Origin of the sequence: Pseudomonas sp. St316, assembly GCF_018325905.1 — a bacterium.
In the GTDB taxonomy this organism is placed as follows: Bacteria; Pseudomonadota; Gammaproteobacteria; order Pseudomonadales; family Pseudomonadaceae; genus Aquipseudomonas.
Genome location: NZ_AP021901.1, coordinates 6,421,593 through 6,442,261, shown reverse-complemented (window position 1 = coordinate 6,442,261; position 20,669 = coordinate 6,421,593). Strand labels below are relative to the sequence as shown.

Here is a 20,669-nt window from a genome sequence, read left to right as displayed (position 1 = left end):
TCAGGGAGTGAGCCAGGCTCGTCCGCAGGATACCGGTCTGCCGACAGTGCCCACTACACAGACATCGATTCGTGGAGGATTCCCATGCCCGAACCCAGTTCCCTGACGAGCCCCTTAAGGGGCACAGGTGCCCTGCATGGCACCGACAGCTTATCGCCATCGCGCTCACCCTCGCTGAGCCAACGACCCCGCGAGGCGCAGCAGCGCGAAGGCACCCAAAGCCTGCATGGCCGGGGACGTTCCTCCTCGACGCCACCGGCGGTGCATCAGCGTGGCCGCACCCGAACGCGGGACGCCAGCCACGCGGCGGCGCCGAATGACACGCAACCGCTGGATGACGCGCAAACGTCCAACCGCACTTCGGAGTCTCGCACGCCGGACTCTTTCATGAGCGAGATGGAAACCCGTCAAAAGCAGTTGATGGAAAAGCAGTTCCAGCTGCAAATGGGCATGGAAGAACGCCAGAGCGCCATGCTGCTCGTCAAAAGCTCCGCCGACATGGCCAAGTTGATGAGCGATACAGTGACGGAAGTCACCAAGGGCTTCATGGACAGCGCAAGGAAAGTCATGCAGGAGGGTGGCGAGGCGATGAAGCTTCGATAAGGTGCAGGGTGTACATCGACCCCGGGCGTGGTGTCCGGGCCGATGTGCATCTGCACCACGATCGCCTATCCCAGTCGGGTGCGGCTTGTGTTGAGCGAGGCCGGACGAGGGCTGCCCGGCGTTGCAGGCACCGCCAAGCGCGCCCGAACGTCGCCGACCTGGGCGATGAAACCGACGATCCAATGGCAGAACCGCGCCTCGTCGAGCATCGCCAGCGGACAATGGGCACACAAGCGAACGCTGCCCTTATCGTCCAGGGCCAGCCAGCTGCCGCCGAGCAGATCCAGTCGAAAGTTGAGTTCCAGCAAGCGCTTGTGTAAGCCGGGCGCGTGGGCAGGTACATCGATCGAGCTATGGAGGATGGCGACATCGCCGTGATCGGGCAACTCGATGACCACGGCTTCGCGGTTGCTCGCGTCATACAGCGCGCACACGCCACCTTCCAACTGCAAGTGCGCATGCAAATGTTCCGCGAGGGCCGAGATCAAGCGCTGGGCAAGCGGGGCGACGGTCATGGAAAACCTCCCTGAATAAAGCCGGTATGAATCACTGTGTTTCGCTCAATAAGTGGCCGAGTAATCATCGAGGTCTTCCAGGCCCAGCAGCGATAGCTGACGGGACTGGATTTCATCGAGTAGTTCAGTGGACAGCGGCGCATCGGGCAGCGCCTGCCAGACCACGAGTGCTCGCTGCGGATCGAGAAAAACGAACACTTGCGCGTAGTCGGTCGGGTGGGCGAAGCGCCGTTCAAGCGCATGCTGGATCTGGTTTGCACGCAGCGCCTGGCTTTGAATTTGTAAGGCGAGCCCCACGCTGTGAGGCTCGCGTCGCAGACAGAACTCAATGCCTGGGGCTATTTCCCAATACGTCGCGATGCCGGCGATGATGTTCTTCTGGAAGGCCTGGCGAGTGCTTACGCTGTGTACCGAAAAAGACATAGCGTTTCAGTTCTCCAATGGGACGACCGTATGGTCCAGTGGGTGTTCGGGGGAGCCAAGGCCGCCGCGCATGCCGGGTGACCACCAGATCACCAGCCGACCGTTGTCCGGTTCGGCGCGGCTGCAGGCATCGCCCTGGCAGCCCGAGCGGTTCGCGCAGCCGGCGAACACCGGCAGGCTCAGCAATAAAACGAGCAACAGTGGCGTGCGACTCATGGCAAGGTCCTCGCGCTGGTTTGCAGAAGAGAAGGGCGCTCGCCGCCTGGCGTGCGTGTGGGTTGTTTCATGACCACGAACACTTCCGTTTCCTCGCCGGGCTCAAGCCATACCTTGGGCCAGGCGGAAGTGGCCAGGGCCCAGCGGCTGCCGCAGCTCGCTTCATCGAAGCGCAACCTTTGCTGGCCATCGTTGCGTACCACGCCCACGGCGATGCCGTAATCGGGGCCGGCGAACCATTGGGCCCGGGCAGCATCCAGCGATAGCCCGGGTTGCAACGCGCACAATGTGTCGGGCGAATAAGGAATCGAGGCCGCTTGCTTGAACGTGGCCGGAATGTTGCCGTCGGCGAGTTGGGCGAGGACGTCGCTGACCTCGATACGACCGACGGGGCGGGTGCCGTTGCGACGCTCTTCCAGGCGGGCCATGGCGCTGTCGACCTGTTCGCGGTCAAGGGCGGAGATGTAGCGGGCCGGGTCGACCTGGTCGCCGATCAGGCGAGGCGTCAGGATGAACACCCGTTCGCGGCGACTGGTTTCGCGCGTGGTCGAGGAAAACAGCAGCGGTCCGATCAGCGGGATGCGACCCAGCCATGGCACCCGTTCGAGGTTATCGCCGGTTTCTTCGGTATGAAAACCGCCTACCACCAATGACCGGCTTTCCCCCATGACAGCCTGGGTGCTGACCACGCCCCGGCGCACGCTGGGTGTCTGCTGGCCGACTTCCGAGGGTTCGATGCGACCGTCCTCGATGTCCAGGGACATCTGGATCTGGTTGCGGCCCCCGGTCTCGATGGCATGGGGCACGACCTGCAAGCTGGTGCCTGCCGTGATGGGCTCGACGGTGGCTACGCGCTCGCCGATGGCCGAGATGTACTCGGTCCGGCTGAAGTCGATGACCGCCGGCTGGTTCTCCAGGGTCAGTACCGACGGGTTCGCCACCACCGAGGCCAGGCCACGGCCCTCCAGCGCCCGCAGTTGCGCGGAAAAATCACCGTAGTCCTGAATGAACACCGTCGAGCTGGCGCCGGGACGAATCATCGACGCTCCACCGATCAGGTCGCCGCTCTCGACGTTCCAGTTCGAGGCCAGTTCGGCCAGTTGCGTGCGGTCGATGTCGAGGATGATCGCATCGATCTCCACCAGCTTGCGCGGCACGTCCACATCACGAATCAGCGGCGTGTAGATTTCCCGTCGCTTGGGCGCGTCGTAGATGAGTACCGCGTTGTTGCGCACGTCGGCTTCGACGCGGATCTTGCCCCGGCCGCCTCCACTGCTGTTCGCGCCAGACGGCACACGGCTGGTGTTCGGCCGACCCATGCCGTTGAGTGCCAGCTGTTCGATGTTGCCCATGGTCGTGGACTGCTGGGCCTGCATGTTCTGGAACGATGCTTGGGGCGAGGCCGTCTGCATGCCCCCTGACACGGCGCTGCGACTTTCCAGCAAACCTTTCAGGATGCTGGCGACCCCCGGAATGACCAGCGTTTCACCACGGTACTTGACGTTGCGGTCGGCGGCGGTGGCATAGCGCAGCGGGAAGCTGATCACTTCCTGCTTTTCCTCGGGGGTCTTGCGTGCTTCGGCAAACTGCGTCACCAAGCGCACATAGCGCTCCGGGCCGGAGACCAGGACCACGCCTTCATCGGGCAATTCACCCCAGCCGAAACGCGGATCCAGCAGGCCGATGTCGGTCAGGGCTTGCTTCATGTCCGGCACGGCATCGGCGGACACTTCCAGGCGCGTGGAGTCCTGGTTCTGCAAGGGGCTGACGTACAACGTGTTGCCGTACATGAACCACTGGAAGCGATTTTCCAGGCCGAGCCTGTCGAGGAACGCCTGGGGGCTTTCGGCACGCATCCGCCCCTCGACGGTGCCTTTCACCGTGCCGTCGATCACCAGTTGCACCGCGAAGGTATTGGCAAAGTCGCCGAGTACCTTGGCCAGCGGTGTGCTCTGGGCGTCGTAGGCGTAAGGCGTGTTCTTCCAGTCGGTCGGTATGGCCGCCTCTGCCGGCATGCCAGCGCCAAGCGCGCCGGCCAATGCCAGTGCGATCAGCGATGGTTTCGCCCAGCGGCGTGCGATCAACTGGCGAAGGTTTACCTTGCCTGCGGTCATCAAGCGGTACGGTGCAAGCCACCTGTTAGGCATGGCGGATTCCTGTTCCGAGCAAGTGAGAGTGCGAGAGGCTTCGCGCCACGGGCGCGGCAACGGCACGTTGGTCTTTATTGAGAATGGATTGCCAGGTGTCACGCTGGTTGAGCAGTGCTTCGAGCACCTCGATCACGTCGTCGATGTGCCCGTCCAGCGGCAGCTGCGCCAGCAGCCACAACCGGCCGTCTTGCGGCGAACGGGCCAGCGCGCCGGGAAATCGCGAGAGGCTTGGGTGCGCCAACCGAAGCAGCTCTTCCAGAGCCACCTCGTGGGTCACCGGGACGGTCAGTTCGACCGATGCCAGCAGGCCTTCGTCGAGCTTGCTGAACGTTGCTTCGCCATCGTCGATGACCACGGTGAAGTGCTCCGGGCCATCGACGTCGGCGTTCCAGCGGGTGAGCTGTGCGCGCAGCTCATGGCATTGCATCGATGATCGCCTTGGCGAGGTTGTGATGGGCCGTGGTCTGTTGAGTCGCTGCGTTAACCGCGACGGACATGCCGTTCATGCTGGTCAGGAATGAGTGCATGTCGTCGAGTGACTGGCTTTCTGCCGCGTTCATCGCAGCGTTGTTGACGTTGTCGGTCGCGCGTTGGAAGTAGGTATCGAGGCGGCGCTGGACGGCATCGGTGGAAGACATGGGCGGTTCCTCTGGGTTGGGCATGTTCACGATGTGAGTGGTGGTCATGCCGTTGGCGGTTCCGCGCAAATGAGGAAAAAAGCCGGCGGGGTGATGGTGGTCTGACAGCTGGCCAGGATTTTTTGATCGAGTACATATCCTTTGCTGCGGTAACGGCCACTTAGGGTTTCGCCCTGACGGCGAGTCACTTTTGAGAAGCGCAAAAGTAACCAAAACCGTTCTGCCCCACCACTTGGTGCCTCGCCTAGGCTCGGCATGCCCGCACTCCGGCATTGTTCCGTGGGCCCGCCGCGAAGGACCATCCATGGTCCAGCGCGGCTATCCGGCATCCATGCCGGGATGCCCACTACGCAATGCCTGCGTTCGGCCAGCGTGGTTAACGGGGCGCCGAGATCAACGTCCACGCCGAGGCGGCCTGACAGCCGGCCTGGCTCTTCCGGTCGTACTTTGATCCATTTGTGGGTGTTCACAAGCATCACAGTCACCCAGCATCCCTTGTGGGAGCTGAGCTTGCTCGCGATGGCGGTGGGTCAGTTGATGAAGATGTTGGCTGTGCCGCCATCATCGCGAGCAAGCTCGCTCCCACAGTTTTTTCGGGGTGTTCACAAGCATCACAGCCACCCAGCATCCCTTGTGGGAGCTGAGCTTGCTCGCGATGGCGATGGGTCAGTTGATGAAGGTGTTGGCTGTGCCGCCATCATCGCGAGCAAGCTCGCTCCCACAGTTTTTTCGGGGTGTTCACAAGCATCACAGTCACCCAGCATCCCTTGTGGGAGCTGAGCTTGCTCGCGATGGCGGTGGGTCAGCTTGCGGTGGTGTGTTGTGGTTCGGGCAGGCACAGGGCTTCGACGGCGGTGGACCAGTCGAGCAGGTATGTACCGCCTGGCGTTTCCAGCTTCAATTGATGTCGTTCCATGTCGGCATCGGCCATCGGCGTCCAGGGGCGTCGGCCGTCGGTGCCCAGGCTCTGGGTCAGGTTTGGCAGGTCTTCAGGATGACAGCGAAGGGTGGCGCTGACCGGGTCATCCTGGCGCGACGCCAGTTGGCGGACGAGCGCATCGATGCGTGCCTGCTCCGGGACCTCGTTCAACAGCGTCCCCAGGGCCTCGTTGACCAGGTGTGCAGCACTCGTCTCGATTCGCTCCCACATGGCTTGACGCTGGGTTTCCCACGCGGCGAGCAAGGTTTCGGCCTTTTCCCAGAATTGCGCTTGAGCTTCGAGCACGGTCGCGTCCGCCTCTGCGCTGGCGCGTTCAAGCCATTGCGCAGCCTGCGCCTGGGCCTGTTCGAGGACGACCTGCGCGCGGGCACAGTCCACCAGGGTTTCGCGTGCGATATAGGGCTGCGCCAGGCCTTGGCCATCGGGGCGCAGTTCAAGCGAACGCCGAGCGAGCATCGTGTCTCTCCGTTTGGATAGGGGCTGCCAAGCTTTGCTCAGCCTTCCAGCAGGCCGACTGCCAAAGCGTGTTCAGCTTGGCGGCTGGCGGTAGAGGAGCGGGTGCCGATTCGATGGCGAGGATTCTGTCGCGTGGGAACGCCAGGCGCGCTCGTTCCCAAGCCCGTTCGCCCAACCAGGCGCGCAGCAGGGCGAGTGGATCCTGGTCTTTTTCGAGCCAGTGCCCCGGGCGCAGGGCTTTGGCGGTGCGCTCGCACCAGGCTCGGTCTTGCGCCGAAAGTGCTTGTGCTGGTGTTAACGGTGCGCAAGTGCTCGCCACCAGTTCGCAGGCAAGGGCCAAGGTCCGGGGCGTGCCGCAGAACAACGATTGCAGCGCCGGGCTGGGTTGTGGTGGCGTGCACGGCGTCATACCGAAGCTGCGGGCAAGCGCGGCATGCTGCCCCCGGGCGAGGGCGTCGACCTGTGGCGCGGTCAGCCGGCAAAGCGCCGATGAATACCAGCCCCGGTCTGCTTCGCGCCACGCGAGGCTCCACCAGCGAACCCATGCAATTTGCGCCGTCATGCGGCGGTCCCGTTACTGTCGGGTTTGGCCCCTGGGTTTTTCACGGCAAACAGCCCAGGTGTCGCGTGGCTTTGGGGGGCGGCGGGTGTCCCGGCTGGTTGGGTGAGCGTGCGATCGAGAAATCGTGGCAGCACCAACACGCCGTTGCGCCATAGCCGGTAGAGGCCATACAAGATGCCCATCAGGATGGCGAGCAAGGTGATGCTTGCCGTCACGGTCACCGCCCGCCAATAGCCAATGTCGTCGGCTTGCATGAGGAAGGGGCCGAAATACGCCATCTTGCGCCGCTCCTGATACGGCGCGGCGGGAACGAATACCACCGATAACTTGGCCGGGTTCTGAGCGGCGTCGGCCATGCCGGGAATCCCGCTGGCGACCAGGTTGCGCACGCGCGGGGTAATGCTGTCGGGGTCCAGGGCACTGGTGTGCTTGATAAACACCGAGGCCGATGCCGGCTGGACCGGCTCTCCCGGGGCCACCCGCTCCGGCAGGACCACATGGACCCGGGCGAGCACCACGCCATCGATTTGTGAAAGCGTCGATTCGAGCTCCTGGGACAGCGCATAGATATAGCGGGCACGCTCTTCCATCGGCGTGGAAATGACCCCTTCCTTGCGGAAGATCTCCCCCAGGCTGGAGCGTGAACGACGCGGCAGGCCGGCGGCTTCGAGGACCTGGACGGCGCTGTTCATGTCGGCAGGCTCGACCAGCACGGTCAGCCCCTCTTTGTCGACTTGCTTGCTCGCCTCCACGTTCTTGTTCGCCAGCTCGGCGATCACTTCGTTGGCATCCTGCTCGGAAAGATGGCTGTGCAACACCGTCCGTTCGTTGCAACCGGTGAGCAGCAGGCATAGCAACAGTGTTGAGAGCGCGCGCATGGACATGACCGGGCTTCCCTTTACTGAAGATTGGTGAGCTTCTCGATGGCCTGGGAGCCTTTGCTGACCACTTTCGCGGTCATCAGGCTTTCCAGGTGGAAGGACGACAACGAGCGGTTGGACTGCAACATGTCCTGCGGGTCGGCAGTGCGGATAGCCTTGAGCATGTCCCGGTTGGCGCGGTCGTCCAGGCGCTGCAGTTCACCGGAGCGGCTCGACAGCGAGTCAATGATGCGTGCTGCGACATTGTTTTCGCTGTCCGGGGCGGGGGCTTTTTCGCGCATTTGTGCGTTGAACCAACTGACATCGCTGGTCTCGGCGCTCGCTTGTGGCCTGGCGCTCGTTTGGGTGGACGTGGAGGCGAGGTTGCTGGGGTCGATGGCGTGTATGTCCACGGAATGTCTCCTGTTTCAACGGTCGGTTTGAAAACTCAAAGGGCTGGGCGCCTTCAGGCGCACATCAGCCTCAAGACGTTGCGAGCGCTACCCGTGACGCTCAGGTGAAACTCGATTTCTGCCCGGTTGCGCCGGGCACGCTGGCGCAACGGGGCCTGTTGGCCGGCCAGGCGGGCGAGGGCGAAGTCCAGCTCTTCCAGGGCAAGCTGGAACAACCGGGTTTCGCGAGCGTCCAGCGCTGTGCCGCGGGCAATGCGTTCGGTCCATGTCCACCGTTCTGCGTCGAGGGTCGCCGGTGGGGGATAGCGCGTCGGGTGCTGATCCATGAAGGCGGCAATCTCGAACAACAGGTCCTGGTCGTCTGGTTCATACCGCGCCTGGCCGTCGCCTTCGTCGATGTCCAGCAGCGTCAGCAGTTTCCTTCGACCCAGGACCGCGATGATCTTGAGCAGCAGCGACAGGCTCGCGTCATGACGACTACGCCGCGTGGCGTGATCGCCTTCCATCTCCCAGGCGCCGAACAGCGCGCCACAGAAGGGGTTGTTGGCATTGCCGAAATCGCTTTGGCTGTCGACATCGTTGTCACCGATGGGCTGCCGGCGATGGGCGAACATTTGCGCCAGGTCGTTGAACAGGTCCTCGTTGGAATAGGCGTCATCGATATCGACGTCGAGATTGGAGCCGGTGCCGCTGTTGATCTCTTCCAGGATGTCTTCCAGTACCAGGCGCAAAGGGTCTTCGGTCTCCGCGGCGAATCTGTCCTGAGGGCTCGGCCAGCCGGACCGAGACTGTCCGCCGGCCGAACCCTTTTCGTCGCCCCACTGGATGAGCGATTCCCTTAACCGGTCGCCGGCTCCGTGCAGCGCCAGGTGCAGGCCTGGCGGAGTCGGCGCAGGACGCAGCGTGGGCTCGTCATGGGACAGGTCTCTGAGAGCTCGAAGGCTGTCTGGCAAGTCGATGTGCATAGCGCCTCCTCGCATCGCGCTTGAGGTTACCCCGCCGGAGCGGGGCTGGAGCGAGAGGGTCAGAATCGTATGTTTTTCGAGGCCTCCCCCATGGCGGTGATGGCTTTGGTTGCGGTGTCCATCGACCCTGCCGCGATTGCGTTCATGGTGTCGGCGACCAGTTTTTTCTGGTCGAATTCGGATTTCATGGTTGTCATCGCAGCCGAGGTCGCGTCCATCTGCTGCATGGCAGCCGTGGAAGCCGCGAGAGAAAGTCCACCAAAACTCATAGTCGTATCTCCGGGTTGTGGAATGGCGAGACGATCGTGAGCGTCTCGCTGGTTAAGTGGCGACCGTTGCGTAAACGGTTCCACCGATCCCACTCAACTCGTCGATATTTGCAGGCACTTCATCCGGTAATACAGCGTGCGCCGGGCGATACCCAGTTCGGCGATGACTTTGTCGATGCAATGATGGTGGCGGCGCATGCAGTCCTCGATGAGGATTTTTTCGAACTGCTGCAGGTGTTCTTTCAACTTGAGCGTCGAGCTGCTGTTTTCCAGTTGCTCGGCGCGAGGCAGTGCCGGCAGGCCGAGCACGTACCGCTTGGCGGCGGACTGCAGCTCGCGGATGTTGCCAGGCCAGGCGTAGCCGAGCAGTTGGCGCAACAGCGCTGGCGAGGGTGCGACGTAGGGCCGGTCAAGTGCCTGGGCCTCCCGGCGCACCAGCGACTGGAACAGCGGTACGATGCGCTCCTTGCGGCTGCGCAGTGGGGGCAGCTTGAGGCTGATGATGTTCAGGCGAAAATAAAGGTCCCTGCGAAACTCACCACGTTCGACCATTTCTCCCAGCGCACACTGGGCGGAGGCGATCACCCGCATGTTCACCGGGATGTTCTGGGTCGAGCCCAGGCGCTGGACCGTCCTGGATTCCAGGACTCGCAGCAGCTTGGCTTGCAGGCCCAACGGCATGCTGTCGATTTCATCCAGGTAGAGCGTGCCGTTATGCGCGGCTTCGACGAACCCCGCGCGATTTTGGCTGGCCCCGGTAAAGGCGCCGGTGTTGGCCCCGAAAAGCTGGCTCTCGGCGAGGGTTTCGGGAATGGCCGCGCAGTTGATGGCAACGAACTTGCCGGAGCAGCCGGACATGCGATGGATCTTTTCTGCCAGCGTGTCTTTACCGGTGCCGGTTTCGCCGCGTAGCAACACGTCGATCATGAGCGGAGCGACGGATTGGACAAACGCCTCGAGGTTGAGGGCATCTTCTTTATAGGGATTGGAAAGTGCAGCGCATAGCAGCTTTTGCATCACTGACGATTCCATTTCTTGTTTGGTTAGGAGGGTCGACAAGTTGAACGATGAAAAGGCGTGTAAAACTTCCTCTAGTTAGCGCCGCCGCGCGACTGCACGAGTAATGAACATTTTGCTGGTCACGAGGTTTAGAGAAGAGATTAAAAAAAAGTTCATGCTGCGCGGCCACTGTTAATCGATTCAGCTAAACGGTCAGCAAGGCTCAAATGCCCTGCACAACCCGCCTGGCACGGGGCACAGGCGGAAAAGGAGCGAGGATGGCGTCCTTTGGAAAAATTGGATCCGACAAACGGTTCAGCTCAGGCCCTTACTTTGAGTAAGAACTCTAGAGGCCAGCACTACTCTCAACTTTGTGTTGCCGCCCAAGAGGGGGGGGCAATACGTGTTGTAGTTAATTCGTCAGTTTGAAACCGACCATGGGCAATAACAGCCCACCGCCAACGTGTGAGTCGCACCAACTTCCCGGCCGACACTCAATGCCTCGAGAATCGGCTCGATGAAGCTGTTGTTCGAGTTGCAGGTCAGGCCTTCGCTGTAGGGGCCGAAGTACGCCAGTTTGCCGCTGCGATCCCAGATCGCCACGGCCGGGCTTGCAGGAATCTGGCTTGAACCCGGGAGCGTCGGGAGGTTTTTCAAGTGGCTTAACGTGGCCGGCAGATGACCTTGGCTGCCGGCTTTCTGTACCGCATAAAACTCGACGCCTTGCGGTGCATACTTATCGACCAGCTCGGCAAGGTGTTGCTGGTTGCCGACATTGCACGGGCACGCCGGGTCCCAGAAATGCACCAGGCGTATTGCGCCGGGGCCGGCCAGATCGGCAGGCAGGCGCAGCGGGTCGCCGGAAAACACCGCGGTGTGTTGGCTGAAAGCCCGCAGGAAACGGCCTTGGAACCAGTCATAGGCCATCCACAATACGACGGCGCATCCGAGGGCGAGCAGGCTGGCGAGCAAGGTCGTGCGGTGGGACGGGCGCATGGAGTCGATCCTCTGAAGTCGCGTAGCTTGCCATGCCTGCCGCGACAGATGAATATCGCAGGCCTACAAAGTCTGTTTCGCGCGATGCGCCCATGCCTGGAAATCTTGATGCCTGCCACTTTCGACCCCGATCTCCTGCGTGCAAGCCTGCAGCCGCTGGCCCAGTGGCAAGCCCTGTCCGAGCAAGCCCAGGCCTACCAGCGGTTCTATGGCCTGGACTTTCCCCAGCGCAGCGTGCGCAAGGGATTGGGGCGTTTCGAGGTGGGTGGGTATGAGTTGGTCGGCCAGGTCTGGTGGCCGGAAAAGGCCGTGGCAACCTTGTTTGTGTTCCACGGCTACTACGATCACATGGGGCTGTACCGCCACTTGATCGAGTGGGCCCTGGAGCAGAAGTTCGCAGTGATTGCCTGTGACCTGCCGGGCCACGGTCTGTCCAGTGGCGAACGCGCCAGCATCAAGGATTTCGCCGAGTATCAGGCCACCTTGCAGGGCCTGTTGGCCGAGGCCGCGACGCTGGACCTGCCGCAACCCTGGCATCTGTGCGGACAAAGCACCGGCGCAGCCATCGTCGTCGATCACCTGCTCAACCAGGGCGCGCAGAGCCCGGCCCAGGGCCAGGTCATCCTGCTGTCGCCCCTGGTGCGACCGCGGGCCTGGGGCTGGTCGCGCCTGAGTTATTACCTGCTCAAGCCTTTCGTGACCGGTATCGCCCGGCGTTTCAGCGAAAACTCCACCGACCCGCAGTTCCTGCCGTTCCTGCAAGCCGACCCGCTGCAACCACTGCGCCTGCCCACCGCCTGGGTGGGCGCGTTGGGGCAATGGATCAAGCGTATCGAAGCCGCCCCGAGCAGCCCGCGCCAACCGTTGATCGTACAGGGGCAGGCGGATATGACGGTGGATTGGGCGCACAACCTGCAAGTGCTGCGCAGCAAGTTCGACCGGCCGCAGGTGTTGATGCTGCCCGAGGGGCGTCATCATTTGGCGAATGAGGCGCTGGCGATGCGGCAGGAGATGTTTGGGTTCTTGACCAAGCGGATGAGCCGGTTGCGGCGGTGACGTTGAAATAGCCACCGCGAGCAAGCTCGCTGCCACAATGGATTTGCGTCAATCACACAACCTCTGTGGGAGCGAGCTTGCTCGCGATGGCGGCGCTGAACTACTGCCCCAGATTCTGCCCCACCGCCAACCCCGCCCGGATCGCCGCCAGCGCGGCTTGATAGTACGCCTGGCCCTCGGCTGATTCGGCGAAGGTGGCGAACTCTTCCAGCTCGGTATCGCTCAGGTCACGGTAGACGTAGAGCAGCGTGTTGTTCAGGTCCGCGCCGATCTGCTCCATCAGTCGCTGGCGCTGGCCGTTGAGCATGCCCTGGGCCTGGCCGGCGCCCAAGAGCCCCGGAATCATCGAACTCAGGCTGTCGGCCGCCACGCCGGCGATTGCCAGGCTGACTTCGGCGCCGGCCTCGCGGGCAGGCAAGGCCTGGGCCAGGTGGCCGATGATCAACAGGCGGTTGTCGCTGGCTGGCATCTTCGGCAGGCCCTTGGCGTTTTTCGCCAATTGATCACGCCGGGTCGCCAGCAACTCGGCCGCCACGACCTTGCGGCCCAGGGGCGACTGGAAAAAGCTCAGGGCCGGGTTCGGGTCACGCAGATTCTTGCGCATTTGCGTCTCGGCCCGCTGGTCCATGGCCTGGGGGGCGAAACGTTGATTGCTGTTGTTCACCAGGGCCTGGAACACCGCCGGCGGCAGGCTGCTCTGATAGCGCTGCTGGGCAGCGCTCAAGGCGTCATTGAAATGCGCCCGCTGTTCCGGCCAGCCGGCGACCTTGTACAACTGGTCGTAGCTGTCTGCCCAGGCGGGCAAAACGCAGAACATCAACAGTGAGAAAAGCAAACGGCGCATAGGGACTCCTGTCAGCAGCCGACTATTCTCCGTGGGGTGTGGGGTCTTGTCGAGAATTCGTATCGAGTTCGTACGGCGGTGCAATTTGACGCCGCGAACTGACGCCGCGAACCCGCTGCGTGGCGCTGTCGGTTTTGCAGGCACAGGCATACTATGCGCGCCATGCAAATACCTTCTGATCACCCGCTGCTGTTACGTATCGTCGACGACCTGGCCGAGCGCGGCTGGTCGCAGCAGAACCTCTTCCTGCCGGATGCGCTGACCCGCGCGTTGGCGGCCGAATGCCGCCAGCGTGCCGCCGAGGGCGAACTGGCCCCGGCAGCGGTCGGGCGCGGGCCGTTTTCGGAGATCCGCGAAGGGATCCGAGGTGATCACATCCAGTGGATCGAACCGGGCCAGGCGCAAGCCTGCGACCATTATCTGGCGCTGATGGACAGCCTGCGCGAGGCGATGAATCGCGGGTTGTTCCTGGGCCTGGAAGACTTCGAAAGTCACTTTGCCCTCTACCCACCCGGTGCGTTCTACCTCAGGCACGTCGACCGCTTCCGCGATGACGACCGACGCATGGTCTCGGCTGTGCTCTACCTCAATGACGACTGGTTGCCGGAACACGGCGGCCAGTTGCGCATGTACCTGGACGAAAGCCTGGAACAGGACGTGGTGCCCATTGGCGGTTGCCTGGTGGTATTCCTGTCGGGGGACATTCCTCATGAAGTGCTGCCGGCCACGCGCGATCGCCTGTCCTTGACCGGTTGGTTCCGCCGTCGCGGCAACGAGTTGTTCTGACGATGGAAAAGATCCTGGTCAGTCGCTGCCTGCTCGGGCATCGCGTGCGTTACGACGGCGGTGCCAGCGGGCCGTTCGATCAACTTCAGCAGTGGCTCGACGAAGGCCGGATCGTGCCGCTGTGCCCGGAAGTCGCCGGCGGCTTGCCTACGCCCCGGGCGGCGGCGGAGATTCCTGGCGGGCAGGGCGGGCAAGTGCTCGACGGCCAGGCACTGGTGATCACCACCGACGGCGAGGATGTGAGTACACAGTTTTTGTCAGGCGCCTATCAAGCGCTGGAACGGGTGCGTGAACACGGCATCCGCATCGCCGTGCTCAAGGCCAACAGCCCGTCGTGCGGTAACGTGCTGACTTATGACGGCACGTTCAGCGGGGTGAAGGTCAGCGGCGAAGGCGTGACAGCGGCGTTGCTCAAGCGCCATGGCGTGAAGGTGTTCAGTGAGCTGGAGTTGCCTGAAGCGGCGGCGGCCCTCAAGGCCTTGATCAACGAATAACCTTTGAGCCGCGCAGTTTTCTGCGGCAAGGAACACTCTGTGGGAGCAAGGCTTGCCCGCGATACAGGCGCCTCGGTCTCTGGAAAGCCGCATCGATTGCATCGCGGGCAAGCCTTGCGCCCACAAAAATCCCTGGCTACTGGGTTTATAGCTGCTCGGCCAATTGCTCGATCTGCTCCTGGCGTTCTGCCTGGCTCAATCGCGGTTGAGTATTCAGGGATGACCATTGCGGATGCGCCCGCGCCTTGTTCAAGGCTTCGGGCAGCTTGCCCTCGCGCCAGGTCTTGTCCTGGGGCGTGGCGATGCGGATGCTGTCCATCGCCGCATGGCCACGCTGGTTGAGGGCTTGCAGCAGTTGGCGTTGGCGCAGGGCCAACAGGCGCAGCACGTTGTCGTCCACCGTCAATTCCCGCTGCCCCTTGAGCTTGCCCATCAGCCGGTTGCCATAACTGCGGGCGGTTTGCAGGGTGCCACCGACGATGGCCCCGGCCAGGGCGGCGGCGCCAAGGGTCAGGCCGCCCACCAGCAAATCGACGCCGGCCCCGGCCGCTGCGCCCGCCGCGATCCCACCACCGACGCGCACGCCCAGTTGCTTGAGGGTCTCGGGGTTGAACAGGTCATCGCCCCAACGCCCGTCGAGCAGCGGCAGATCGCTGGCGGCGGCGTCCTGAGGCCGGAAAGCGTAAAGCTTGAGCAAGGCCTCGACGCAGCGTTGCTCGCGTTGACGCACTGCGCTGCGCAGCTCACTGATGGCCTCGCGTTCCTGTTCGGCGTTGCTGGCGACGCTGCGTCGGCAGGCGGCGCAGTCGATCAGCAGTTCGGCGATCAAACGCGCCGCGCTCTGCTGGCGGGCCAGGCGTTGGGCCTGTTGGTCGGTGACCAGGCGTTCCAGTTGCCCACGGGCGCTTTCCAGCAACAGCGCGAGGCTCTCATACAGGCGTCGCTCGCCGTCCTCGGGCGGCGCCACGCTGTCAAAACGTACCAGGGCGTGCAGCCCCAATCGCGCCAGGGCTTCGCGCCAGTCAGGCTCGCGATGGTGGGCGCTGCTGACGAAATTCAACACCGGTAGCAGCGGCTTGCCACAACTGGCGAGGACTTCCAATTCATCCCGGTACTTGGCCAGCACCGGCTCCCGGGCATCGATCACATAAAGCCCGGCGTCGCTGGCGAGCAGTTGCCGCAGCACCTTGGCTTCCTGTTCGAAGCGTTGGCGCGCCTCGCTGCCCTCGAGGAAGCGTGCCAGGCGCGCCGGACCGTCCAGGCGTTCACCCGGGCGTTCCAGGCGTTCGAGGTAATCGAGCAGGGCGATGGCGTCCTCCAGGCCTGGCGTGTCATACAGCTCCAGCAGCGCTTCGCCATCCACCGACAAGCGTGCACCCTCGACATGCCGGGTGGTGCTCGGGCGATGGGACACTTCGCCGAAGCCGACGTCGCGGGTCAAGGTACGCAGCAGCGAGGTCTTGCCCACATTGGTGTGGCCGACCACGGCCAGCTTCAGCGGCTTCATGGGTTCAGTCATGGCCGGTCTCCAGCCAGTTCAAGGGCATGCAGTCGGCGAAGGGCAACTGCAACTGTTGCAGTGCGGTGTGCCAGTCGCCCAAGCGCTCGGCGTCCAGCGCTTCGCCGGGCGGTGCCTGCAACAACCAGACGCGGGTGGCGCTGGCGCTGCGGGCCAGCTCGGCGATCAGCGCCAGGCTGCCGCGGTCCGGTGAACGGCGTGGGTCGCAGGCAATGGCCAGTCGTGCTGGCGCAAAGCGCGACAGCTGTTCGAGGAGTTTGTGGCGCGACTCGCGGCTGTCGAGAATGCCGGCGCTTTTCACGGTTTCGGGCAGTTGGGGCGGCCAGGGTCGATCGTCCAACTCGATTGCCACCAGCAGCGCACCGTCGCTGTTCATGGCACTGACGGCATGTTCGATGGGATGCAATTGCGCGGGGGCGGCATCGTTGACGCCCAGTCGCTCGCTGCTGGGCATCAGCCGTTCACGCAATTGGGCGTAGCCCGGCAGGTTCAAGTCCAGGCGCAGGGTGGTGCGGCCGCGCCGCCAGCGCCACAGGCACAGCAGTGCCAGGCCCAGGCGCGGCAACAGGCCATAGACCAGCAGCACGCCGACCAGCCAGGCGGCCCAGGCCTGACGGGCGCTCTCGATGTTCAGCGCGGTGTCGCCGCTGGCGCGGATCATTTCCACCGTTGGCACGCTGAAACCCAGCAAGGCGGGCAGCGCGCCGAGGGCTTGGGTCATGGCGACGAAGGTTTCGCTACCGAGAATCGTGGTTTCCCAGACGAAGCCGTAGCGCCGGGTCGCCATCAACATCAGTACGATCACCAGCGCGCTGAGCATCGCCAGCAGCCACAGGCCATTGACCAACACGCCGAGGGCCCAGCGATTGAGCTTGTGCCGTTGCAGCAACAGCAGCAGGGCCGGTGCCAGTTGGGCGGCCTTGGCGTCGCGGGCGAGTTTTTCGCTGAGCCACAGCCACAGGCGTCCCAGCGCGGCACCTTGCTCGCCAGCGAAGATCAGGCCCAGGGCCCAAGAGAGGAGCAGGATCAGGTTCAGTCCTAAAAGGCTGCCCAAGGCCCAGAACACGTTGACCGGTGTTTGTCCGTCGCCGAGGGCGGCAAAGCCGAGGCCGGCGCCGCTGATGACGGCGAGCAGCGCCAATGCGAGCAGCGCCAGGCGCGCCCCTTGCAGCCAATGGCGCAGGGCCTCGGTGAGGCCATCGCGCTCGGCCAGCCAGCGGGCGCGGTGGTGGATGCGAGTGGATAAGTCGCCGCCGGCCGCACGGGCCAGGCGATTGGCTTCCTGGTCTTGGAGCGGGCCGGCGTGTTCTTCACGCAGGCGTATCGTCTCGGTCAACCAGAGGTTCTGCAGTACTGTCACGAGTGTTTCCGTTGCTCGAATGAGGGTTGAGCATAACCGCTGTGATGCCTGTCGGGGTACGCCGAGCCTCTGGTATCCTCGCGGCCATGAACAAAACTCTCCCTTTAAGCCTGATCGCAGCCCTCGGTGAAAACCGTGTGATCGGCATCGACAACAGCATGCCCTGGCACTTGCCGGGGGATTTCAAATACTTCAAGGCCACCACCCTGGGCAAGCCGATCATCATGGGGCGCAAGACCTGGGATTCCCTCGGTCGGCCGCTGCCGGGGCGGCTGAACATCGTGGTCAGCCGTCAGCCTGGCCTGGTGCTAGAAGGCGCAGAAGTGTTTTCCACCCTGGAGGCTGCGGTGGCGCGGGCCGAGGCGTGGGCATTGGAGCAGGGCGTCGACGAGTTGATGTTGATTGGCGGCGCCCAATTGTACGCCCAGGCCCTGGAGCAAGCGGATCGACTGTACCTGACCCGCGTGGCGCTGAGCCCGGAAGGGGATGCGTGGTTCCCGGCATTTGATGCGAGCCAGTGGACGCTGGTCTCGAACCAGCCGAATCCGGCCGAAGGGGACAAGCCGGCCTACAGCTTTGAGGTGTGGGAAAAACTGTAAGCCATGTGGGAGTAAAGCTTGCTCGCGATTCAGACGACGCGGTGCTTCAGTCGGACCGCATCATCGTTCTTCGCGAGCAAGCTTTGCTCCCACAGGTATCAGGCGATCAAGCGTGCACCAACTCCCCATGCTCCTCGGCATCGAGCAACGCCTTGTCAGTCTGCTGCATCACCTGGCTGGTAATCGCCCCGGCGGTGATCGAACCACTGACGTTCAACGCCGTACGGCCCATGTCGATCAGCGGTTCGACGGAAATCAGCAAGGCAACCAGCGAGACCGGCAAGCCCATGGCCGGCAGCACGATCAACGCGGCGAACGTCGCGCCACCACCGACCCCGGCCACCCCGGCCGAACTCAACGTCACGATCGCCACCAGCGTCGCGATCCACACCGGATCCAGCGGGTTGATGCCCACGGTCGGCGCGACCATCACCGCCAGCATGGCCGGATAAAGGCCGGCACAACCGTTCTGGCCGATGGTGGCGCCGAACGAGGCGCTGAAGCTGGCAATCGCCCGTGGGATGCCGAGGCGGCTGGTCTGGGCTTCAATGCTCAACGGGATGGTGGCCGCGCTGGAGCGGCTGGTGAAGGCGAAGGTCAGCACCGGCCAGATCTTGCGGAAAAAGCGCAACGGGTTGATCCCGGCAGCGGACACCAGCAGGCCATGAACCACGAACATCAGGCCCAGCCCCAGGTACGACACCACCACGAAACTGCCGAGCTTGATGATGTCCTGCAGGTTGGAGCCGGCCACCACCTTGGTCATCAGCGCCAGTACACCGTAAGGCGTCAACTTCATCACCAGGCGCACCAAGCGTGTCACCCAGCTTTGCAGGGTGTCGATGGCGTTGATCACTTTCTGGCCTTTCTCCACGTCGTCCTTGAGCAACTGCAACGCCGCGACCCCGAGGAACGCGGCGAAAATCACCACGCTGATGATCGAGGTCGGCTTGGCCCGGGCCAGGTCGGCAAAGGGGTTCTGTGGGATGAACGAAAGCAGTAATTGCGGGATGTTCAGGTCAGCGACCTTGCCGGCGTAGTCGTTCTGGATCACTTGCAGGCGCGCCAGTTCCTGGGTGCCGGCCACCAGGCCTTCGGCGGTGAGGCCGAACAGGTTGGTCAAGCCAATGCCGATCAGCGCGGCGATGGCGGTGGTGAACAGCAGCGTACCGATGGTCAGGAAGCTGATCTTGCCCAGGGACGAGGCGTTATGCAGGCGGGCCACGGCGCTGAGGATCGAGGCAAAGACCAGCGGGATCACGATCATTTGCAGCAACTGTACGTAGCCGTTGCCCACCAGGTCGAACCAACCGATCGAGGCCTTGAGCACCGGGTTGCCGGCGCCGTAAATCGTGTGCAGGGCGAGACCGAACACCACGCCCAGCACCAGTGCCAACAGCACTTTCCTGGCCAGGCTCCAGGTGCGTTGACGGGTTTGTGCCAGGCCGAACAGCAGGGCGAGGAATACCAGAAGATTGAGGATCAGCGGCAGATTCATCAAAAAAGCTCCGATAAGGCAGGTGCCAGTCGCCTGAAGCCGCGACTGCGAACCGGGGAGCCTAACAGGCTGATAACTAATGAATTAATACTAAAAACGCATGTAGATTGTCGTTTATGGAATAAGGCAACGACGTTTACGGACATGTCGCTGGCGCTATCAAGACGCAAGCGGTCGCGGGCAGGCGAGGACTGTCACAAGCATTTGTTAGCGTCGAGTTCTTTGACCCTGGGAGAAATGCCGATGAAGCTCGTACCTCGTTTTCTCGCTGTTGCCTTGAGTCTTGGTCTCGCCGGCCAGGCACTCGCCACTGATCTCAAACACTGGCCGGCGGAACAGGCCAAGGCCCTGGAAGCGATGATCGCGGCCAACGCCAACAAGGGTAACTACGCGGTGTTCGACATGGACAACACCAGTTACCGCTACGATCTGGAAGAGTCGTTGCTGCCGTTCATGGAGAACAAGGGGCTCATCACCCGGGAAACCCTGGACCCGTCCTTGAAGCTGATGCCGTTCAAGGATACGGCCGACCACAAGGAAAGCCTGTTCAGCTACTACTACCGCCTGTGCGAAGTCGATGACATGGTCTGCTACCCGTGGGTGGCCCAGGTGTTTTCCGGCTTTACCCTCAAGGAGCTCAAAGGGTATGTGGATGAGTTGATGGCGTCCGGCAAGCCGGTACCCACCACATATTACGACGGCGACAAGGTGGTCCAGTACAACGTCAACCCGCCGAAAATCTTCACCGGCCAGGCCGAGCTGTACAACAAGCTGATGGAAAATGGCATCGAGGTCTATGTCATGACCGCCGCTTCCGAAGAGCTGGTGCGCATGGTCGCCTCCGATCCGAAGTATGGCTACAACCTCAAGCCGCAGAACGTGATCGGCGTGACCACGTTGCTCAAGGACCGCAAGAGTGGCGAACTGACCACCGCCCGCAAGCAAATCACCGCCGGTAAATATGACGAGAAAGCCAACCTCGACCTGGAGTACACGCCCTACCTGTGGACCCCGGCGACCTGGATGGCCGGTAAGCACGCGGCGATCCTGACCTACATCGACGAATGGAAAAAACCGGTACTGGTGGGCGGCGACACGCCGAGCAGTGACGGCTACATGCTGTTCCACGATGTGGACGTGGCCAAGGGGGGCATTCACCTGTGGGTCAACCGCAAGGACAAATACATGACCCAGATTAACGGCATGATGGCCAAGCACGCCGCCGCCCAGGCCAAGGAAGGATTGCCGGTGACGGCGGACAAGAACTGGGTGATCGTCAAGCCCGAAGACATTCAATAAGACCCCTCGACCTCCTGTGGGAGCGAGCTTGCTCGCGATGGTGGCGTATCCGTCAGCAGTGATGCTGAATGTGACGCCCTCATCGCGAGCAAGCTCGCTCCTACAGGAGTATCAGGGACTCGAAAATGGATGAACCCGTGGCGAGGGATGTCGTTGATCCAAAAAAATGCCCCGCACTTGGCGGGGCATTTTTATGGTGGCTAAGAACG

24 protein-coding genes are annotated in these 20,669 nt (G+C 62.8%); 6 read left to right on the top strand and 18 right to left on the bottom strand.

Annotation, left to right across the window (positions count from 1 at the left end; all coding sequences use genetic code 11):
- Positions 1 to 84 precede the first annotated feature (84 nt).
- Positions 85 to 603 carry a type III effector gene (locus KI237_RS28775; RefSeq protein WP_212798030.1) on the top strand — a complete coding sequence of 173 codons (519 nt, stop codon included), beginning with the start codon at positions 85 to 87 and terminating at the stop codon, positions 601 to 603.
- Positions 604 to 668: 65 nt separating this feature from the next.
- Here the strand turns inward: KI237_RS28775 and KI237_RS28770 are convergent, their stop codons facing one another.
- From KI237_RS28770 to KI237_RS28705, 14 genes are all read right to left on the bottom strand, one after another.
- Positions 669 to 1,118: a type III secretion system chaperone gene (locus tag KI237_RS28770; protein WP_212798029.1), complete on the bottom strand. Its 450-nt coding sequence runs from the start codon at positions 1,116 to 1,118 to the stop codon at positions 669 to 671.
- Positions 1,119 to 1,163: 45 nt separating this feature from the next.
- A complete protein-coding gene (locus KI237_RS28765) occupies positions 1,164 to 1,541 on the bottom strand; it encodes a hypothetical protein (protein WP_212798028.1) in 378 nt (125 codons plus the stop codon).
- A 6-nt stretch (positions 1,542 to 1,547) separates the two neighbouring features.
- Positions 1,548 to 1,757: an HrpT family type III secretion system protein gene (gene hrpT, locus KI237_RS28760; protein ID WP_024619913.1), complete on the bottom strand. Its 210-nt coding sequence runs from the start codon at positions 1,755 to 1,757 to the stop codon at positions 1,548 to 1,550.
- Positions 1,754 to 3,904, bottom strand: a complete 2,151-nt coding sequence (gene sctC / locus KI237_RS28755; RefSeq protein ID WP_212798027.1) for a type III secretion system outer membrane ring subunit SctC — start codon at positions 3,902 to 3,904, stop codon at positions 1,754 to 1,756. Before sctC ends, hrpT begins: the two co-directional genes overlap by 4 nt.
- Positions 3,897 to 4,334, bottom strand: coding sequence for a type III secretion system chaperone (locus KI237_RS28750; RefSeq protein ID WP_212798026.1), 438 nt, complete (start codon positions 4,332 to 4,334; stop codon positions 3,897 to 3,899). The genes sctC and KI237_RS28750 overlap by 8 nt, the downstream gene beginning before the upstream one ends.
- Positions 4,321 to 4,593 (bottom strand): serine kinase, encoded by a 273-nt coding sequence (locus KI237_RS28745; protein ID WP_212798025.1) that lies wholly within the window; start codon positions 4,591 to 4,593, stop codon positions 4,321 to 4,323. Before KI237_RS28745 ends, KI237_RS28750 begins: the two co-directional genes overlap by 14 nt.
- A gap of 754 nt (positions 4,594 to 5,347) precedes the next feature.
- A complete protein-coding gene (gene sctL, locus KI237_RS28740) occupies positions 5,348 to 5,941 on the bottom strand; it encodes a type III secretion system stator protein SctL (protein ID WP_212798024.1) in 594 nt (197 codons plus the stop codon).
- On the bottom strand, positions 5,919 to 6,503 hold the full coding sequence (locus tag KI237_RS28735) for a hypothetical protein (RefSeq protein WP_212798023.1): 585 nt from the start codon (positions 6,501 to 6,503) through the stop codon (positions 5,919 to 5,921). The genes sctL and KI237_RS28735 overlap by 23 nt, the downstream gene beginning before the upstream one ends.
- Positions 6,500 to 7,387, bottom strand: a complete 888-nt coding sequence (gene sctJ / locus KI237_RS28730; protein ID WP_212798022.1) for a type III secretion system inner membrane ring lipoprotein SctJ — start codon at positions 7,385 to 7,387, stop codon at positions 6,500 to 6,502. Before sctJ ends, KI237_RS28735 begins: the two co-directional genes overlap by 4 nt.
- Before the next feature lie 14 nt (positions 7,388 to 7,401).
- Complete coding sequence (gene sctI / locus KI237_RS28725) at positions 7,402 to 7,776, bottom strand: type III secretion system inner rod subunit SctI (RefSeq protein ID WP_212798021.1); 375 nt, start codon at positions 7,774 to 7,776, stop codon at positions 7,402 to 7,404.
- Between the two features lie 53 nt (positions 7,777 to 7,829).
- Positions 7,830 to 8,741 carry a type III secretion protein gene (locus tag KI237_RS28720; protein ID WP_212798020.1) on the bottom strand — a complete coding sequence of 304 codons (912 nt, stop codon included), beginning with the start codon at positions 8,739 to 8,741 and terminating at the stop codon, positions 7,830 to 7,832.
- A 59-nt stretch (positions 8,742 to 8,800) separates the two neighbouring features.
- Positions 8,801 to 9,010 carry a type III secretion system major pilin HrpA gene (locus KI237_RS28715; RefSeq protein WP_003177441.1) on the bottom strand — a complete coding sequence of 70 codons (210 nt, stop codon included), beginning with the start codon at positions 9,008 to 9,010 and terminating at the stop codon, positions 8,801 to 8,803.
- 93 nt (positions 9,011 to 9,103) lie between these two features.
- Positions 9,104 to 10,027, bottom strand: coding sequence for a sigma 54-interacting transcriptional regulator (locus tag KI237_RS28710; RefSeq protein WP_212798019.1), 924 nt, complete (start codon positions 10,025 to 10,027; stop codon positions 9,104 to 9,106).
- 402 nt (positions 10,028 to 10,429) lie between these two features.
- On the bottom strand, positions 10,430 to 11,005 hold the full coding sequence (locus tag KI237_RS28705; RefSeq protein WP_212798018.1) for a DUF6436 domain-containing protein: 576 nt from the start codon (positions 11,003 to 11,005) through the stop codon (positions 10,430 to 10,432).
- Positions 11,006 to 11,113: 108 nt separating this feature from the next.
- Here KI237_RS28705 and bipL point away from each other — a divergent pair, with 108 nt between their 5' ends.
- Positions 11,114 to 12,061, top strand: a complete 948-nt coding sequence (gene bipL, locus KI237_RS28700) for a phospholipase BipL (protein WP_212798017.1) — start codon at positions 11,114 to 11,116, stop codon at positions 12,059 to 12,061.
- 100 nt (positions 12,062 to 12,161) lie between these two features.
- Here the strand turns inward: bipL and KI237_RS28695 are convergent, their stop codons facing one another.
- Positions 12,162 to 12,905 carry a DUF2059 domain-containing protein gene (locus tag KI237_RS28695; protein WP_212798016.1) on the bottom strand — a complete coding sequence of 248 codons (744 nt, stop codon included), beginning with the start codon at positions 12,903 to 12,905 and terminating at the stop codon, positions 12,162 to 12,164.
- Positions 12,906 to 13,058: 153 nt separating this feature from the next.
- Here KI237_RS28695 and KI237_RS28690 point away from each other — a divergent pair, with 153 nt between their 5' ends.
- On the top strand, positions 13,059 to 13,691 hold the full coding sequence (locus KI237_RS28690) for a 2OG-Fe(II) oxygenase (RefSeq protein ID WP_212798015.1): 633 nt from the start codon (positions 13,059 to 13,061) through the stop codon (positions 13,689 to 13,691).
- A gap of 2 nt (positions 13,692 to 13,693) precedes the next feature.
- Positions 13,694 to 14,185 carry a 2-thiouracil desulfurase family protein gene (locus KI237_RS28685; RefSeq protein ID WP_212798014.1) on the top strand — a complete coding sequence of 164 codons (492 nt, stop codon included), beginning with the start codon at positions 13,694 to 13,696 and terminating at the stop codon, positions 14,183 to 14,185.
- Between the two features lie 145 nt (positions 14,186 to 14,330).
- On the opposite strand, the gene KI237_RS28680 is transcribed toward KI237_RS28685, so the two are convergent.
- Both KI237_RS28680 and KI237_RS28675 read right to left on the bottom strand, forming a co-directional pair.
- Positions 14,331 to 15,704 carry a GTPase/DUF3482 domain-containing protein gene (locus tag KI237_RS28680; protein ID WP_212798013.1) on the bottom strand — a complete coding sequence of 458 codons (1,374 nt, stop codon included), beginning with the start codon at positions 15,702 to 15,704 and terminating at the stop codon, positions 14,331 to 14,333.
- Positions 15,697 to 17,064, bottom strand: coding sequence for a DUF2868 domain-containing protein (locus KI237_RS28675; protein WP_212798012.1), 1,368 nt, complete (start codon positions 17,062 to 17,064; stop codon positions 15,697 to 15,699). The genes KI237_RS28680 and KI237_RS28675 overlap by 8 nt, the downstream gene beginning before the upstream one ends.
- A gap of 86 nt (positions 17,065 to 17,150) precedes the next feature.
- Between KI237_RS28675 and KI237_RS28670 the strand changes: the two genes are divergently transcribed.
- Positions 17,151 to 17,663: a dihydrofolate reductase gene (locus tag KI237_RS28670; protein ID WP_212798011.1), complete on the top strand. Its 513-nt coding sequence runs from the start codon at positions 17,151 to 17,153 to the stop codon at positions 17,661 to 17,663.
- Between the two features lie 106 nt (positions 17,664 to 17,769).
- On the opposite strand, the gene KI237_RS28665 is transcribed toward KI237_RS28670, so the two are convergent.
- Entirely contained in the window at positions 17,770 to 19,161 is a 1,392-nt protein-coding gene (locus tag KI237_RS28665) for an L-cystine transporter (RefSeq protein ID WP_212798010.1), read from the bottom strand.
- A gap of 243 nt (positions 19,162 to 19,404) precedes the next feature.
- Between KI237_RS28665 and KI237_RS28660 the strand changes: the two genes are divergently transcribed.
- Positions 19,405 to 20,460 (top strand): HAD family hydrolase, encoded by a 1,056-nt coding sequence (locus KI237_RS28660; protein WP_212798009.1) that lies wholly within the window; start codon positions 19,405 to 19,407, stop codon positions 20,458 to 20,460.
- The last annotated feature ends 209 nt before the right edge of the window (positions 20,461 to 20,669 follow it).